General features: G+C 37.2%; 19 protein-coding genes. 6 read left to right on the plus strand and 13 right to left on the minus strand.

Annotated features, from left to right (window positions below; translation table 11 throughout):
• Positions 1-125 precede the first annotated feature (125 nt).
• Positions 126-1,106, minus strand: coding sequence for a sugar-binding transcriptional regulator (locus HT725_RS04205; RefSeq protein ID WP_173219291.1), 981 nt, complete (start codon positions 1,104-1,106; stop codon positions 126-128).
• Positions 1,107-1,118: 12 nt separating this feature from the next.
• Positions 1,119-1,865: a DeoR/GlpR family DNA-binding transcription regulator gene (locus HT725_RS04210; RefSeq protein WP_173253137.1), complete on the minus strand. Its 747-nt coding sequence runs from the start codon at positions 1,863-1,865 to the stop codon at positions 1,119-1,121.
• A gap of 121 nt (positions 1,866-1,986) precedes the next feature.
• Between HT725_RS04210 and HT725_RS04215 the strand changes: the two genes are divergently transcribed.
• From HT725_RS04215 to HT725_RS04240, 6 genes are all read left to right on the plus strand, one after another.
• Positions 1,987-2,763: a glycyl-radical enzyme activating protein gene (locus tag HT725_RS04215; RefSeq protein WP_173253138.1), complete on the plus strand. Its 777-nt coding sequence runs from the start codon at positions 1,987-1,989 to the stop codon at positions 2,761-2,763.
• 174 nt (positions 2,764-2,937) lie between these two features.
• Positions 2,938-4,587 carry a histidine kinase gene (locus HT725_RS04220; RefSeq protein ID WP_173253139.1) on the plus strand — a complete coding sequence of 550 codons (1,650 nt, stop codon included), beginning with the start codon at positions 2,938-2,940 and terminating at the stop codon, positions 4,585-4,587.
• Positions 4,580-5,353 (plus strand): response regulator, encoded by a 774-nt coding sequence (locus tag HT725_RS04225; protein WP_173253140.1) that lies wholly within the window; start codon positions 4,580-4,582, stop codon positions 5,351-5,353. Before HT725_RS04220 ends, HT725_RS04225 begins: the two co-directional genes overlap by 8 nt.
• Positions 5,354-5,464: 111 nt before the next feature.
• Complete coding sequence (locus HT725_RS04230) at positions 5,465-6,511, plus strand: ABC transporter substrate-binding protein (RefSeq protein WP_173253141.1); 1,047 nt, start codon at positions 5,465-5,467, stop codon at positions 6,509-6,511.
• A 12-nt stretch (positions 6,512-6,523) separates the two neighbouring features.
• On the plus strand, positions 6,524-7,615 hold the full coding sequence (locus HT725_RS04235; protein WP_023939666.1) for an ABC transporter ATP-binding protein: 1,092 nt from the start codon (positions 6,524-6,526) through the stop codon (positions 7,613-7,615).
• Positions 7,605-9,263, plus strand: coding sequence for an iron ABC transporter permease (locus tag HT725_RS04240; protein ID WP_173219278.1), 1,659 nt, complete (start codon positions 7,605-7,607; stop codon positions 9,261-9,263). The genes HT725_RS04235 and HT725_RS04240 overlap by 11 nt, the downstream gene beginning before the upstream one ends.
• A gap of 282 nt (positions 9,264-9,545) precedes the next feature.
• Here the strand turns inward: HT725_RS04240 and HT725_RS04245 are convergent, their stop codons facing one another.
• From HT725_RS04245 to HT725_RS04295, 11 genes are all read right to left on the minus strand, one after another.
• Positions 9,546-10,238: a histidine phosphatase family protein gene (locus tag HT725_RS04245; RefSeq protein ID WP_173219275.1), complete on the minus strand. Its 693-nt coding sequence runs from the start codon at positions 10,236-10,238 to the stop codon at positions 9,546-9,548.
• Between the two features lie 232 nt (positions 10,239-10,470).
• The gene (locus HT725_RS04250) at positions 10,471-11,994 is read right to left on the minus strand and encodes an N-acetylmuramoyl-L-alanine amidase family protein (protein ID WP_173219272.1); all 1,524 of its coding nucleotides are present in this window, start codon (positions 11,992-11,994) and stop codon (positions 10,471-10,473) included.
• 17 nt (positions 11,995-12,011) lie between these two features.
• Complete coding sequence (locus HT725_RS04255; RefSeq protein ID WP_173219269.1) at positions 12,012-13,349, minus strand: PFL family protein; 1,338 nt, start codon at positions 13,347-13,349, stop codon at positions 12,012-12,014.
• A 9-nt stretch (positions 13,350-13,358) separates the two neighbouring features.
• Complete coding sequence (locus HT725_RS04260; protein ID WP_000644124.1) at positions 13,359-13,625, minus strand: ACT domain-containing protein; 267 nt, start codon at positions 13,623-13,625, stop codon at positions 13,359-13,361.
• Between the two features lie 264 nt (positions 13,626-13,889).
• Positions 13,890-14,276 (minus strand): 50S ribosomal protein L17, encoded by a 387-nt coding sequence (rplQ, locus tag HT725_RS04265; RefSeq protein ID WP_000331493.1) that lies wholly within the window; start codon positions 14,274-14,276, stop codon positions 13,890-13,892.
• Positions 14,277-14,287: 11 nt separating this feature from the next.
• Positions 14,288-15,223, minus strand: a complete 936-nt coding sequence (locus HT725_RS04270) for a DNA-directed RNA polymerase subunit alpha (RefSeq protein WP_061746340.1) — start codon at positions 15,221-15,223, stop codon at positions 14,288-14,290.
• 42 nt (positions 15,224-15,265) lie between these two features.
• A complete protein-coding gene (gene rpsK, locus HT725_RS04275) occupies positions 15,266-15,649 on the minus strand; it encodes a 30S ribosomal protein S11 (RefSeq protein ID WP_001118385.1) in 384 nt (127 codons plus the stop codon).
• Between the two features lie 17 nt (positions 15,650-15,666).
• Positions 15,667-16,032: a 30S ribosomal protein S13 gene (gene rpsM / locus HT725_RS04280; protein ID WP_000090781.1), complete on the minus strand. Its 366-nt coding sequence runs from the start codon at positions 16,030-16,032 to the stop codon at positions 15,667-15,669.
• Positions 16,033-16,049: 17 nt separating this feature from the next.
• A complete protein-coding gene (rpmJ, locus tag HT725_RS04285; protein WP_001808836.1) occupies positions 16,050-16,166 on the minus strand; it encodes a 50S ribosomal protein L36 in 117 nt (38 codons plus the stop codon).
• A gap of 24 nt (positions 16,167-16,190) precedes the next feature.
• Positions 16,191-16,409 carry a translation initiation factor IF-1 gene (gene infA, locus HT725_RS04290; RefSeq protein ID WP_001029883.1) on the minus strand — a complete coding sequence of 73 codons (219 nt, stop codon included), beginning with the start codon at positions 16,407-16,409 and terminating at the stop codon, positions 16,191-16,193.
• A gap of 116 nt (positions 16,410-16,525) precedes the next feature.
• Positions 16,526-17,164: an adenylate kinase gene (locus HT725_RS04295; RefSeq protein ID WP_173219266.1), complete on the minus strand. Its 639-nt coding sequence runs from the start codon at positions 17,162-17,164 to the stop codon at positions 16,526-16,528.
• Positions 17,165-17,187 lie beyond the last annotated feature (23 nt).

The raw sequence follows: 17,187 nt of genomic DNA on the forward strand, positions 1-17,187 counted from the left end.
AGAATACAACTACATAATAAAGTTGTCAATCCAAAAATCAACAAATAAACAATTTTTATTTATATAAGCACAAATGTGCAAATGATTAAAAATAAAAAACGATAAACTGAATCAGTCTATCATTTTCACTCACATAAAATATTTCGAAAAGAAAAATCACCATCTTCTTCCAAAACTTTTAAAATTGTATTTTTATCTGTAATCAAATGATTTACTAAATTAGCACGCAAGACAGAAAGAATCGAAGATACTTTCGTATCACCGTAAGCAACAGCTAAACTTTGAGGAATATTTTTTAAATCTTCCAAAGAGATGGCTATCGTTCTTTCCTGTAAGTTTTCATAGACTTCTTTACCTTTTGAATCAAAAAATCGACAACAAATTTCTCCTACAGTTTTAACTTTGGTCAATTCTTTAAAGTCATCCTCTGTAAGCATGTCTAACCATTGATGTTTTCCTTTATTGCTAAAATCACCAATTCCGACTACAGCTATATCTAAATCTTTCCAACTATTTTTCAAATCTTCAAAATATCTTGATTGCAAAATACCATCTGCTAACAATTTATTTTCTTGCACAATCGTTGCATTCATAAATGTACACTCTCCATGAAATTTTCTAGACATTTCATAAATCAGTGTATTCACATGGTATTTAGCGTGTATGTGACTAGGGCCACCTGCTAAAGGATAGAAGTGAACATTTCGGACACTTTTACTGTGAATTAAATCTACTAAATTACTTAAACTTTTCCCCCAAGAAAAGCCAATTTTCATATTATCATCAATTAGATTCCTAAGGACGCCTGCTGCAACTTGAGAAATTCTTTCAGATAAAATTGTTGGAGTATCATCAAATTCATTTGGAATAATTTCTAAACTTTCCAAACTGTATTTTTCTTTTACATAATTTTCCAACTTAAACATATTGCTATCAAAATTCTCTATTTCAATTTTAACAATTCCTGCATTCCTTGCTTCTGTTAACATTCTACTAATAGAGGTTCTATAAATTCCTAATTTTGCTGCTATTTGTGACTGATTTAAGTTTTCAATATAATACAGATAAGCAATTTTAGAGAGCAGTTTATTCCTATCTTGATTCATACACTTAACCTCTTACGAAACTACCTTAACCATTATCCCAGCATTTTCTAATGTAGCTATATTTTGTTTAGAAAGTTTTTCGTCTGTTATTACTTCATAGACTTGACTTAAAGCAAATCTTCTTACTGTACCCCTTTTATCAAATTTACTTGAGTCAGTTAGCACAATGACTTTATCCGACACTGCTGAAATATATTGAACTACCTCACTGCGCATTAAATCTTTTCCTGTAAAGCCCATCTCTTTATCGTAGCCATCTGTCCCAACAAAAGCTTGACGCACATGAAAAGTCTGTATCATTTCTTTTAATAAAGGTCCTACGGTAACCTGTGAATCTTTCTGAAACTCTCCACCAAGAACAATAACACGACATGAATCATAACCTCTTACAAAATTTGCTATAAAAAATGAATTTGTTACAATAGTGACATTTCTTTTTTGCTTGCAAATTTCCTCAGCAAGTAAAGCACAGGTTGAACCAGATTCTATCATTATTGTTTCATTATCTGATACCAATTTTACTGCTTCTTGAACAATTTTTCTCTTAATTTCATAATTAATTGACAAGCGTACATTTAAGTCATCTCCACTATTTAACACAGCATATCCATGCTCTCTGTGTAATAAGCCTTTTGACTCTAATTTATCTAAATCTTTTCTAATCGTTACTTTCGATACATTTAATTTTTCCGATAATGTATTAACATCAATCTTTTCAAATTCTGATACTAATTTAATAATTTGTTCCAATCTTTTCATTTTACACCTCCGTTTTATTCTACCAAAATAAAAAGCAAAAAACAACAAATTAAACTTTCGTTCGTAATTGTTTTTCTTTCGTTTTTGTGATAGGATAGACTTATGAAGAGGAGGAACTCTTATGGAAATATCTAAAGGAATTATTTTTAATATTCAACACTTTTCAATTCATGACGGTCCGGGTATTCGTACAACTGTTTTTTTAAAAGGATGTCCTCTGCGCTGTCCATGGTGTTCTAATCCTGAATCTCAAAGAATGAAACCTGAAAAAATGAAAGATGCTCAACGAGAAAAATTCACCTTAGTCGGTGAAGAAAAGACTGTTGAAGAAATTATTACAGAGGTATTAAAAGACAAAGAATTTTACGAAGAATCCGGTGGAGGTTTAACTTTATCAGGGGGTGAAATATTTGCTCAGTTTGAATTTGCTAAAGCCATCTTAAAGTCAGCTAAAGAACATCACATACACACTGCCATTGAAACTACTGCCTTTGTTGATCATGAAAAATTTGTTGATTTAATCCAATATGTGGATTTTATCTACACAGACCTAAAACATTATAATTCTATAAAACATAAAAAAGTGACTGGGGTTTTTAATCAAATGATTATTAAAAACATTCATTATGCTTTTTCTCAAAAGAAAACTATCGTTTTAAGAATCCCGGTTATTCCTGATTTTAACAATAGTTTAGAGGATGCAGAAGAATTCGCTACTCTATTTAACTCATTAAATATCGACCAAGTTCAACTACTCCCTTTTCATCAATTTGGTGAAAACAAATATCGTTTATTAAATCGGAAATATGAAATGGATGGAGTCAACGCACTTCATCCTGAAGATCTCATTGATTATCAAAAGGTATTTCTGAACCATCATATTAATTGCTATTTCTAGTTTATCTCCTTGAACTGCTCTAGCTATTTGCAGATAACAAGTATCTATAATATATACTTAACTTTTCAAAAGGTTTAGCTAAAAAATTTTGGTTAGACCTTTTCTATTTTACCTTGCTCTAGAATTTTTAAACTGCTATACTTATAACAGAAAACCCTTCCAAGGAGGTAGCAGATGTCTCATTCCTTTAAAAAATCTCTCCAAAAAGAAATTCTCCATAGAAGCTCTATCGCAGCCTTTGTGACCTCTCTTTTACTACTCATTTTACTTTTTGGTTTTTCCTATTTTTTACAAAAGCAACAACTCTCCAAAGACACGAGACAGATTGTCAAACAAGTTCAAGAGATGAAAGAAGCAAATAATGATCTCCTGACCACTATGAACCATAAAATGATTCCTGGATTTTTGGAGGGCAAACACACAGAACGAGAAGTCTTTAGCTTATTTTACGAGACAAAAGCTAAATTAAAACTTAGTTCTGACCTCATTATTCTAAACGATACAGGTGAATTACTATTTAGTACCAATCGAAATCATCAAGAAAGTATTTTATCACCCTACTATCTAAAACTACTCACTCAAAATCCTTCTCAAGATAAAGTGACAGAAAAAATTGCACTCTCTTCAGATAAGAGACATTATACACTCTTTATAAAGCCACTAGTCCAAAACCAACGAGTTAAGGCCTATACTATTGCTTTCGTAAATGAGAATGATTTCATCTCAAGTTTCCCAATGATCAATTCCAAATACATCATTACCGATAGCTTTGGAAATATGTTTTCCAACAACACAAATCAGTTTACTCGTTCCACTCTTGAAAAATTGGATGAAAAACTCCTACACTCTCGCACCCACTGGTATGCGAATGAACCGCTTATTGTTCAAAAAGAAAAAGTCGGTGCTATTTTTTCAATCTATACTTTTCAATCCTTTTTTCCCATTCCTAGCTTACTAGGTCTAGCCTCCATTCTCACCTTATGTATATTCTTCCTCTACTTCTGGCAAGCAAGACGAATTGCTCATAAGATTGCTACACACAATGCTGTTCCCATTGAAAGTTTAGTTTACCAACTTCAAGAAATTCCCAAACAAGCAGATAAAAGGCTTTCTCTACAAACAGGTGATGAGTTTGAGTTTATGGCAGAAAAAATCAACAATATGTTGTACGAATTAGATCAACTTCATCAAAAAATGTTGACCATCGAAAAAGAAAAGTGGATTTTTGAAAGAAAAATGCTGGAAGCTCAGTTCAATCCTCATTTTCTCTACAATACACTTGAAACGATTAAAATTACTTCTTTAATGGATGCAAATCTCACACAAGACCTGATTCAAAATCTCACGCGCATTCTTCGCTACAGTATCACCGATTTAGAAAAAGAAACAACCATTTGTCAGGATTTAAAGATTATAGAGGATTACCTGATGATTCATAAGATTCGTTTCGAGCACTTTTCCTATGATATTGTCTGCCCAGAAACTGTTGATAATCAGCCTATCCCTAAACTTTTCTTGCTTCCTCTCGTAGAAAATGCTATAAAATATGGGATGCAATACCGTATTGATCTTCATATTGATATCCAAATTACCTTGGAAGCAGATTCTCTGACTTTTTTAGTCAAGGATAATGCTGGAGGACTCACAAAACAAGAGCGAATCGCTATTTTAAACTCTTTAGATAGCCCTCATACCCAGCATGGCATCGTGAACAGCTACAAACGATTGAGCAATTTCTTTTCTGATGTCCAGCTAGATCTAGGAGTCAATCGCCAAGGAGAAACTTGGGTCAAATTTGTAACGAAAGGACTAACTCATGTTTAAGCTCATTATCGTAGAAGACGAACACCTCATCCGAAAATGGCTAGAGATTGCCGTAGACTACTCTGCCTTGGGTATCCAAGTCGTAGGAACTGCCAGTCACGGTCAAGAGGGAATGAAACTCATCCAAGAAAAAGAACCTCATATTGTCTTAACAGACATCACAATGCCAATTATGGATGCTTTTATGATGTTTGAAGCCACTCGTACCCTCTCCTATGAAAAAGTTATCTTATCAGGTTATAACGATTTTCAAAATGCCAAAAAAGCCATGCAATATGGAGCAGTTGATTTCTTATCCAAGCCAATTGATACCAAGGAATTGACAGAATGTCTTCAAAACATTGTTTTGCGATTACAAGGTAGCACCTATCAAGAAACTCCTTTTTTAGAAGAATATCAAACTTTACTCACCTCTATCCAACAGGTTGATACACAAAACCAAATCATTCAACAAATTATTTCCTTTGTCCACAAGCATTATGCAGAGCATTTTACGATTGCGACTATTGCTGAAGCTTTAAGCTATAGCGAAAGCTATCTATATAAAGTTATCAAAGAAGACTTCCCCATGACTCTAAATGAATATATCTTACAATATCGTCTGAAACAAGCTATAGATAAGATGGCTGAATCTCCCAACTCCCCTCTAAGCGACATTTCTGACCAAGTTGGATTTTCAGACTATAAATATTTTGCCAAAGTATTTAAAAAGTATCTCCATATTTCTCCAAAGGAATTGAAATCACTCGGAAGAATAGTAAAATAAGCTATTCTTCTTTTTGTAGAGAATTTTACTCTAATAGAATAGAATTGTCGGTTTTAAAAACGCTTACATTGTTTTAAAATAAACTTAAATAACACAACGGAGGTATCCATCATGAAAAAGAAATGGATGTATTATGCTGCTTGCGGACTAGCTCTTTTTGGTCTTGCTGCTTGTTCTTCTAATGAATCTGCCGATGGCGGTTCATCTGATAAAGGAGACGGCGGTTCGCTAGTCGTTTATTCACCAAACTCAGAGGGCTTAATTGGAGCAACTATTCCTGCCTTTGAAGAAAAATATGGTATCAAAGTAGAACTGATTCAAGCTGGTACTGGAGAACTTTTCAAAAAACTAGAGTCAGAAAAAGAAGCTCCTGTAGCTGATGTCATCTTTGGTGGTTCTTATACACAATATACTACCCACGGAGAACTCTTTGAAAACTATACATCAAAAGAAAATGATAATGTTATCAAAGAATATCAAAACACAACTGGCTACTCAACACCTTATACACTAGATGGTAGTGTTTTAATCGTCAATCCTGATTTAACAAAAGGCATGAACATCGAAGGATATAGCGACCTTCTCAAACCTGAACTAAAAGGAAAAATCGCAACTGCTGACCCAGCAAACTCTTCTAGCGCCTTTGCTCAATTAACAAATATGCTACAAGCTCAAGGTGGTTACAAAGACGATAAAGCCTGGTCTTATGTAAAAGATCTCTTCACACTTATTGATGGTAAAATCGGTTCAAGTTCATCTGGTGTCTATAAAGCAGTCGCTGACGGAGAAATGGCTGTTGGTCTCTCTTATGAAGATCCAGCAGTTAAACTCTTAAATGACGGTGCTAACATCAAGGTAGTCTATCCAAAAGAAGGAACCGTCTTCCTACCTGCTAGTGCTGCTATCGTTAAAAAGGCTAAAAACATGGAAAATGCCAAGAAATTTATCGATTTTATTATCTCTCAAGAAGTACAAGATACACTTGGTACAACCACTACTAACCGTCCTGTTCGTAAAAATGCTAAAACAAGCGAAAATATGAAACCAATTGACAAAATCAAAACACTCACTGAAGATTATGATTATGTCATCAAGAATAAATCAGATATCGTTAAAAAATACAACGAAGTCTTTACAGATATCCAATCTAAACAGTAAAAGAGGTTCACTATGAGTGAGATCAAAATTATTAACGCAAAAAAAATCTATCACGATGTCCCTGTTATTGAGAATTTGAACATTACAATTCCAAAAGGAAGTCTCTTTACCCTTCTTGGGCCTTCAGGGTGTGGGAAAACGACTCTTCTTCGTATGATTGCAGGTTTCAACAGTATCGAAGGCGGAGAATTTTACTTCGATGATACAAAAATCAATAATATGGAACCCAGCAAACGCAATATCGGCATGGTTTTTCAAAACTACGCTATTTTCCCACATTTGACTGTCCGAGACAATGTTGCTTTTGGTCTCAAGCAAAAGAAGGTTCCAAAAGAAGAATTAATTCAACAAACCAATAAATATCTTGAACTCATGCAAATTGCTCAATATGCGGATCGAAAACCTGATAAACTCAGTGGTGGACAACAACAACGTGTCGCCTTGGCACGTGCCTTAGCTGTTAATCCAAGTGTTCTCCTCATGGACGAGCCACTTAGTAACCTAGATGCCAAACTTCGCTTGGATATGCGTCAAGCCATTCGAGAAATCCAACACGAAGTGGGAATTACAACTGTTTATGTGACCCACGACCAAGAAGAAGCCATGGCTATTTCAGACCAAATTGCTGTTATGAAAGACGGAGTCATCCAACAAATCGGCCGACCAAAAGAACTCTATCATAAACCAGCTAATGAGTTTGTAGCAACCTTTATCGGACGCACAAATATTATCCCTGCCACTCTTGAAAAACGGAGCGACGGCGCTTATATCGTCTTTTCAGATGGCTATGCTCTTCGAATGCCAGCTCTTGATCAGGCTGAGGCACAAGCTATTCATGTAAGCATTCGTCCTGAAGAGTTTATCAAAGATGAATCTGGAGATATTGAAGGAACTATTAGCGATAGCGTCTATCTTGGACTAAATACTGAATATTTCATCGAGACAGGCTTTGCCTCAAAAATTCAAGTTAGCGAAGAATCAACTTTTGAAGAAGATCTACAAAAAGGCGATCGTATTCGCCTACGAATCAATACTCAAAAATTAAACGTCTTTTCTGCAGATGGTTCGCAAAACCTGATAAAAGGAGTCAACCATGGAACGTAAAAAACTAAATATTTGGACAGCCTCCTCTTTCTTCATCTTTCTTACCTATCTTGTCTTTCTGGTTTATCCTATCGTTACCGTGCTCAAGCAAGCACTCATACATGAGGGACAATTTTCACTAGCTAATTTTGTCACTTTCTTTAGCAAAGCCTACTACTCTGAGACACTCGTCAACAGTTTCAAGGTTTCCATTACCGCTACTGTCACTTCCTTAGTCGTAGGAACCTTATTAGCTTATCTCTTCTCTATGTATGATTTCAAAGGAAAGAAATTTCTACAAATATTGATTATCATTGCTTCCATGTCAGCTCCTTTCGTGGGAGCCTACTCCTGGATTCTCTTACTGGGACGAAACGGGGTCATTACTAAATTCCTGACAAATGCCCTTCATCTTCCAGCTATCGATATTTATGGATTCAAAGGAATTGTACTTGTCTTTACACTGCAACTATTCCCACTGGTATTTCTATACGTTGCTGGGACAATGAAAAGTATTGACAATTCTCTACTTGAAGCTGCTGAAAGCATGGGGTCCTTCGGATTTAAGCGTATCGTAACGGTTGTTTTACCTCTCCTCGTTCCAACCTTACTAGCTGCTGCCTTGCTTGTATTTATGAGAGCATTCTCAGACTTTGGAACGCCTATGTTAATTGGTGAAGGATATCGGACTTTCCCCGTCTTGATTTATACCCAATTCATTAGCGAGGTTGGAGGAAATTCTGCTTTTGCATCTGCTTTAGCCATTATGGCGATTATCATTGCCTTGGCAATTTTCCTTATCCAAAAATACATTGCAAATCGCTACAGTTTCAGCATGAATTCGCTCCATCCAATTGAGCCTAAAAAAACTACAAAAGGAAAAATGGCTGCCATTTATGCAACAGTCTACGGAATTATCTTTATCTCTGTTTTACCTCAAATTTACTTGATTTATACTTCTTTTCTAAAAACATCAGGTATGGTATTTGTCAAAGGTTATTCTCTAAACAGTTACAAGGTAGCTCTCAATCGTATGGGCTCTGCTATTTTCAATACCATTCGTATCCCTTTGATTGCCTTAGTTCTAGTTGTTCTATTTGCAACATTTATCTCCTACCTAGCCGTTAGAAAACGGAATTTGTTTACAAACTTAATTGACAGCCTCAGTATGGTTCCTTATATTGTACCAGGAACCGTTCTAGGGATTGCCTTCATTTCTTCCTTCAATACCGGTCTATTTGGAAGTGGATTTCTTATGATTACTGGGACAGCTTTCATCCTGATTATGTCCCTATCTGTCAGAAGATTGCCTTATACTATTCGCTCATCTGTTGCTAGCTTGCAACAAATAGCACCAAGTATTGAAGAAGCCGCTGAAAGCTTAGGAAGTAGCCGTCTCAATACCTTTGCCAAGATTACAACTCCAATGATGCTATCTGGTATTATTTCTGGAGCCATCTTATCTTGGGTCACAATGATTTCAGAACTCTCTACTTCTATCCTCCTCTACAATGTCAAAACAAGAACAATGACTGTAGCCATTTATACAGAAGTTCTCAGAGGAAATTACGGTGTAGCCGCAGCCTTGTCAACTATCCTCACTGTTCTAACAGTAGGTTCCTTGCTCTTGTTCATGAAAATCTCTAAAAGCAACAGCATTACACTTTAGTTTCCCCCATCAAAAACAGCCGAAAGGATTACCCTCGGCTGTTTTTTCTTATCTTGATATTCTTATCAAATCCCTAGTTCAGAGCAAGCAAGTCTAGACTGATTATACTCAATGAAAATCAAAGAGCAAACTAGGATACTAGCCGCAGGTTGCTCAAAGCACTGTTTTGGGGTTGTAGATAAGACTGACGNNTTTTGAGGTTGTGGATAGAATTGACGAAGTCAGTAACCATATCTACGGCAAGACGACGTTGACACAGTTTGAAGAGATTTTCGAAGAGTATTAAATAGAGGCTTCCTCCATCTTTTCACGTCCTAGTTCTCGGTAACTACGGTCACCAACAACCTCAACGCTAAACTGGCCATCCTCATATTCAAGTATCGTCACGCTACCATTATCGAGACCATGCGGATGCATACCATTAATTAGATAAACAATGGTTCCGATGGTCATTCCATGGCTGACGACAAGGGCGTTGCCCCCGCCTTGTTCTTCCATTTCTTTGGCAATCGCTTCAAAACCTTCTTTGATGCGGCCACTGAGTTTTTCCCATCCTTCAGCCCAACCAGCTGTATCAACCTCTACCAAGCCCTCAGCCAGTTCAGCATAAGACAATTGGTGAACGTGGTCCACATTAAAGATACGAGGAATAATGCCCATGAAAAGATCACCATCATAAGCTCCGTCAAAGCTACCAAAACACCATTCTCTGATCCGCTTGTCCATTCGATAAGGGATTTTTTCCTGCAAACCAAGTTCTTCAAGAATAATTCCCATAGTCTGAATGGTGCGACCAGAATCACTGGAATAAGCGCGCTCAAACTGTAGACCAGATTCTCGCAAACCGATTCCTAACTCTTGAATCCCTCTCTCACCTTCAGCCGTTAAGGGAGTATCGCTCCAACCTTGCGCTCGACCAATCGTGTTAAACATAGTCTTGCCATGACGTACCAAATACAATCGTACTTTTACCATTTTCCGTCCTCCATTTGTTTCTATTATATCATGGATGATAAAACAAAAGCCACCCAGACAGGTGACTTTTGCAGGAGATTATTATGAAAAAGTTTAGGAGTTCTATTAAATAAAGATATTAGATGAAAATCAAATTCAAACTAAATCAGTGTTATCTGTTTCAAATAATATTAGGAGGTCTTTATTTAATGATTATAGTATACACAGATAACCTTAAATAGAACTTAAAAAATTATACCCACTCACCTTTTTCATTTACTTTATAGCCATTAATGGTCATATTTTTTGCCAATTTCCCATCAGCTAACAAGTAATACCACTTATCTCCATCCTTAATCCATTGGTTACGAGCGTACTTACCATCTTGGTTCAGATAATACCAACTATCATACTGAGAATCAAATACCCACTCACTCTTAGCCATGTAACCGCCACGTTTTAGGTAGTATTCGCCCTGCCAAGCTTTCTCCACATAACTACCAGTTGAATCTACATAAAACCAGCTCTTATAATCTTCATCATAAATCCATTCACTAGCAGCCATTGAAGCATCTGCTTTTAGATAATAACGGCCTACCCAGCGGTTTCTTACAAGGTTACCCGAAAGGTCATTATAATACCATTTGCCAGACTCTTTAAACCACTTACTTGCTTGATGATTTTTCTTAGCCTCTCCATTAGAGGTAACGATAGACTGAGATGAAGATGAAACTGTGGCTGATGTAACAGTGGAAACTGCTTGAATAGCCTCTTCTTTTGTCACCTTAGGCTTAGCTTTTCCTTGGTAAACATCTTCGATACGCTTAGTAAATACAGATAACTCCTCAGGAGATAGCATGTGTACGAACTCAGGTTTCTCCTCATGTAAAAGACCAGCTTCTTTCCTTATTTTATGTATCCCTTCTTCAACTATATCATCAATCTTACTAAACATAGAAACCTTTTCTGCTTTAGAAAGTGTATCATCATTACTAATAGCTGTCTTCTCCATAAAGGCAACAGCATTAATTTCCCGTATATTTTTTTCCTTAGGTACTGTAGAAATCGGATAATGATTGTTAGATAAAAATAGAGAAACTTTCTTAAGATAAGTATTTAAATTATCTTGATTATTAAATAAAGTTAAATACTTATCACTATCAACATATAAACCAGATTGATGAAAACCAGGTGCGTAGTAGCTTGAAACTCTAGCTAACATTTCTTTTTTCTCTAATTCTGTATAGTGAGAATCATTATTTATTTGAGAAATTACCAGATTCATTTTCTTTAGTATAGCAAGTTCAGCAACAATATACTTCATTCTATGACCAAAAAAATTATCTTTTTCTCTATAACGATCAATGTAGTTTTTTTTAGATTTGTTCTTAAACTCTGATAAAATATTTGGTAACTCTTCCAAAGGAATTTTTCCTTCTAAACTATACTTCCTTATATATTCTAACTCTCCCATGAAATCTTGTAACCTATAATTAAGTTCTTCTCTTAATTTATCTCTAATAGAGCTTACATCACTCTTGGAAAAAGAAACTGTATCCCAGTCTCCTTGATCAACCTGTTCAAAGATATTTTGTTTAATCAAATCAATTAAAAATTGCTTCGTTTCCTCAATTTTTTTATTAACCTCTTCTGGACTCACACTAGTGGTAGTTTCATGGCTTTCTTCCTGCGCAGAAACTACTTGACTGGCAAAAGTTGGGACTAGTAAAGTTGACAGTCCTAAAGCTACTAAAGCATGTTTCATTTCTTTTTTCATCATTTTCTCCTATTTTCTTAATTTTTAAAACTATGAATTGGTGCCGGGATTTGTCCTCCGCGAGAGATGAAATCGAAAGACGAAGCCCCATTGACCTTCATAACAGGTGCAGTTCCTAATAGACCACCAAACTCAATCATATCACCTTCTTTTCCTTTTGGAATGATACGAACAGCTGTTGTTTTCATGTTAATGACACCAATTGCAGCTTCATCCGCAATCATAGCCGCAATGGTTTCAGCTGGTGTATCCTCTGGGATAGCAATCATATCCAAACCAACGGAACAGATAGCCGTCATAGCTTCTAGTTTTTCCAGATTAAGAGAGCCATTTTGCACTGCAGCAATCATTCCTTCATCCTCTGAAACAGGGATAAAGGCACCAGACAAACCACCGACTTGGTTGCAGGCCATAACTCCGCCCTTCTTAACTTGGTCATTCAAGAGAGCCAAGGCAGCCGTCGTTCCATGCGTACCAACTGTCTCTAGCCCCATTTCCTCAAGGACACGCGCCACAGAATCTCCAACCGCAGGAGTTGGCGCCAAACTCAAGTCCACAATACCAAACTCGACACCCAATCTCTCACTGGCCATTTGACCAACCAATTGACCGATACGAGTGATTTTAAAGGCAGTCTTCTTAACTGTTTCGGCTACTACGTCAAAGCTCTCTCCTCGAACTTTTTCCAAGGCACGTTTCACCACACCAGGACCAGAGACACCGACATTGATGATAACATCTGCTTCCCCAACACCATGGAAGGCACCTGCCATAAATGGATTGTCCTCAACAGCATTAGCAAATACAACCAGCTTAGCTGCCCCCATATCAGAAAGATTTGCCGTTTCCTTGATAATACGTCCCATATCTGCCACAGCCGTCATATTAATACCAGACTTGGTTGAGCCAATATTAACTGACGAACAGACCTTATCCGTTTCAGCCAAAGCGCGAGGAATAGAATTGATGAGAATCTCATCTCCCTTTTGATAACCTTTTTGTACCAAGGCAGAGAAACCACCAATAAAGTCCACTCCAATCTCTTTCGCAGCCTTATCAAGCGCTTTTGCCAGAACCACGTAGTCTGTTGCATCTGTCGCTGCCCCAATCAGAGAAATAGGAGTCACCGATACACGCTTATTAACGATAGGAATTCCCAACTCAGCTGCAATTTCGTCGCCAACAGCCACTAGATTAGCCGCCTTGGTCGTAATCTTTTGATAAATTTTCTCCGCAGCACGATTGATATCTGGATCAATACAGTCTAATAGGGAAATCCCCATGGTAATAGTTCTGATATCGAAGTTTTGCTCCTCAATCATAGCAATGGTTTCAGTAACTTGTCTAATATCCATGTGCACCTCCTAGATATTATACATAGCTTCGAAAATCGCTGCACTCTGAATATTGATTTTTACATTCAAAGTTTGCCCAAAAGCTTCAAATTCATTACGAAGATAGGTAAAATCTTGCTTTTCATCGCTAGAGACGACAGCCATCATCGTGAAATATTCATCCAAGACAGTTTGGGAGATATCGTCAATATTCAAACCCAATTCTGCAATTTTACCAGAAACACCTGCAACAATTCCAGATTTATCTTTACCAACAACAGTTATAATCGCTTTCATAAGCAAACTCCAATTCTTCTTTTAATAGGAAACCTGAACATTAAACAGGATTCTTTTCAAATAGTATAGCATAATTCCAACTAAAATACTCAAAAACGCCTGCTTACGAAGTTGTTCTTAAGAAAAAAACAATTTCGTAAACAAGCGTCTACTATCCCAACTTATGATGAGTGTTCCCGCTAGGACCGAAATCCTAGCGGTAGACCAGAGCTAGACTAAGAGCACAAGACTCCATCATCATAACACTCAACAAAATTGATGATTTTATACTAATTCGATGATCGCCATTGGCGCTGCATCACCACGACGTGGTTCAGTTTTAAGGATACGAGTGTATCCACCGTTACGTTCAGCATAACGAGGTGCGATTTCTGAGAACAATTTTTGAAGTGCTGTAGTAGAAGTGTACTTGTCAGTTGCTTCATCATAGTTTTCAGATGCGATTTCATTACGTACGAAAGCAGCTGCTTGACGACGTGCATGCAAATCACCACGTTTACCTAGAGTAATCATTTTTTCAACAGTTTTACGGATTTCTTTAGCACGAGCTTCAGTTGTCACGATTGATTCGTTGATCAAAAGGTCAGTTGTCAAATCGCGAAGCATTGCTTTACGTTGTGAGCTAGTGCGTCCTAGTTTACGGTAAGCCATGTATTCCTCCTTTATTTATCTTTTAATCCAAGACCCAAATCAATGAGTTTGAGTTTCACTTCTTCCAAACTCTTGCGTCCAAGATTTCGTACTTTCATCATCTCTGCTTCAGATTTTTCTGTCAAATCATGCACAGTATTGATACCGGCACGTTTCAAACAGTTGTATGAACGCACAGACAAGTCCAGTTCCTCAATCGTACGATCCAAAATACGATCGTCAGATTCAGTATCAGCTTCTTTCATCACTTCAGTTGACTTAGCAATCTCAGTAAGATTTGTAAACAAATCAAGATGTTCTGTCAAAATACGTGCTGAAAGCCCTAAAGCATCTTCTGGAATAATTGTTCCATTTGTCAAGATTTCAAGGGTTAATTTGTCAAATCCATCATTGCTACCTACACGAGCAGGCTCCACTTGATAGTTGACTTTTGTAACTGGTGTATAAATAGAATCTACAGCAAGTGTTCCAACTGGTGCATTATCCTTTTTATTTTCATCAGCAGGCACATATCCACGACCACTGTTAACAGTCATAGTCGCTTTTAGCGAAGAACCTTCACCGATTGTAAAGAGATAATGATCTGGATTTACAATTTCAATATCGCTATCTGTCAAAATGTCACCAGCTGTTACTTCAGCAGGACCTTCAACATCTAGTTCGATGATTTTTTCGTCTTCAACGTACGATTTCACTGCAATTCCTTTAATGTTCAGAATGATTTGCATCACGTCTTCACGAACACCTGGAACTGTGTCAAACTCATGTAACACACCATCAATGTTGATAGATGTCACAGCTACTCCTGGTAGAGAAGCTAGAAGTACACGACGAAGAGAGTTACCAAGAGTTGTACCGTAGCCACGTTCAAGTGGTTCGATTACAAACTTGCCATAATCTTTATTTTCATCAATTTTTGTTATATTTGGTTTTTCAAACTCGATCATTTAGTTACTCCCTCTTAAACGAAAAGCAGTGTAATGCGATGATTATACACGGCGACGTTTTGGAGGACGAGCACCATTGTGTGGCACTGGAGTCACATCACGAATTGCTGTTACTTCAAGACCAGCGGCAGCAAGCGCACGAATAGCTGACTCACGACCAGAACCTGGACCTTTTACAGTAACTTCAACTGATTTAAGACCGTGTTCTTGTGCAGATTTAGCAGCAGCTTCAGAAGCCATTTGAGCAGCGAATGGTGTAGATTTACGAGAACCTTTGAAACCAAGAGCACCAGCTGATGACCAAGCAATTGCATTACCATGCACATCAGTAATCATAACAATAGTGTTATTAAATGTAGCGTGAATATGAGCAATACCAGATTCGATATTCTTTTTCACACGACGTTTACGTGTTGGTTTAGCCAAGACTTTTACCTCCTATATTATTTTTTCTTACCAGCAATCGCAACAGCTTTACCTTTACGAGTGCGAGCGTTGTTTTTAGTGTTTTGTCCACGGACAGGAAGTCCACGACGGTGACGGATACCACGGTATGAACCGATTTCCATCAAACGTTTGATGTTCAAGTTTACTTCACGACGAAGGTCACCTTCAACTTTGATTGCATCCACTTCACGACGGATAGCATCTTCTTGATCTGATGTAAGATCACGTACACGAACATCTTCTGAGATTCCAGCAGCAGCCAAAATTTTCTTAGATGTTGCAAGTCCGATACCATAAACATAAGTCAATGAGATTACTACGCGTTTGTCATTTGGAATGTCAACTCCAGCAATACGAGCCATGTTTTCTCCTTTCTATCTTATCCTTGACGTTGTTTGTGTTTTGGATTTGCTGGGCAAATTACCATAACACGACCATTACGACGAATAACTTTACAGTATTCGCAAATTGGTTTGACCGATGGTCTTACTTTCATTTCTTATCCCTCCAAGTTTTTCGATTATTTAAAGCGGTAAGTGATACGTCCACGTGTCAAGTCATATGGACTCATTTCGACAGTAACACGATCTCCCGCTAAAATACGAATATAGTTTTTACGAATTTTACCAGAAACTGTTGCTAAAATCTGATGTCCATTTTCAAGTTCAACCGTAAACATTGCATTCGGCATTGTATCAACTACTTTGCCTTCAACTTCAATCACATCGTCTTTTGCCACGCAAAAGCACCTCCATAAATTTCGATTCGATGCCTCTAGACACAGAGACAACAATTATAAGTCAGACTATCTCAGTATAACATTTGTAGCGGATTTTTGCAAGTGTGAAAAACGCTTTATTTCAAATTTGTCAATACTTTTTCGATATCTAAGAAGACATCATTGATATCTTGATTACCTTTGATGTCATGAACCAAACCTTTGGCACGGTAGTGAGCAATGATTGGTTCCCCTTGAGCAATATTCACATCCAAACGACGTTTGACTGTCTCGGGTTTATCATCTTCACGTTGGTAGTAATCTTCTTCTTTATAGTCAACTGGTGGGTTAAAGACCTTGTGGAAAGTTTCTCCAGTTACGCGGTGGATGATACGGCCACTCAAACGTTCCAAGAGGCTGTCTGGATTCACTTCGATGTTGATAACACCTTCTAGTTCGATGCCAAGTTCAGCCAATGTTTTGTCCAAGGCATGAGCTTGTTCGATTGTTCGTGGGTAACCATCCAACAAGAATCCTGTTTCTTTAATATCATCTTGTGAAAGACGTTCTTTTACGATTCCATTTGTAACTTCATCAGGAACCAATTCACCCTTGTCAATATATGACTTAGCAAGAACACCCATTTCAGTTTGATTTGCCATTGCAGCGCGGAACATATCACCTGTTGAGATATGTGCAACATGGAATTGTTCTACGATTTTTGCTGCTTGAGTTCCCTTACCTGCACCAGGTAAGCCCATAATCAAAAGATTCATGATTTGATCTCCTTATTTTATTT

The organism is Streptococcus sp. 2579, assembly GCF_013277195.1.
GTDB lineage: Bacteria > Bacillota > Bacilli > Lactobacillales > Streptococcaceae > Streptococcus.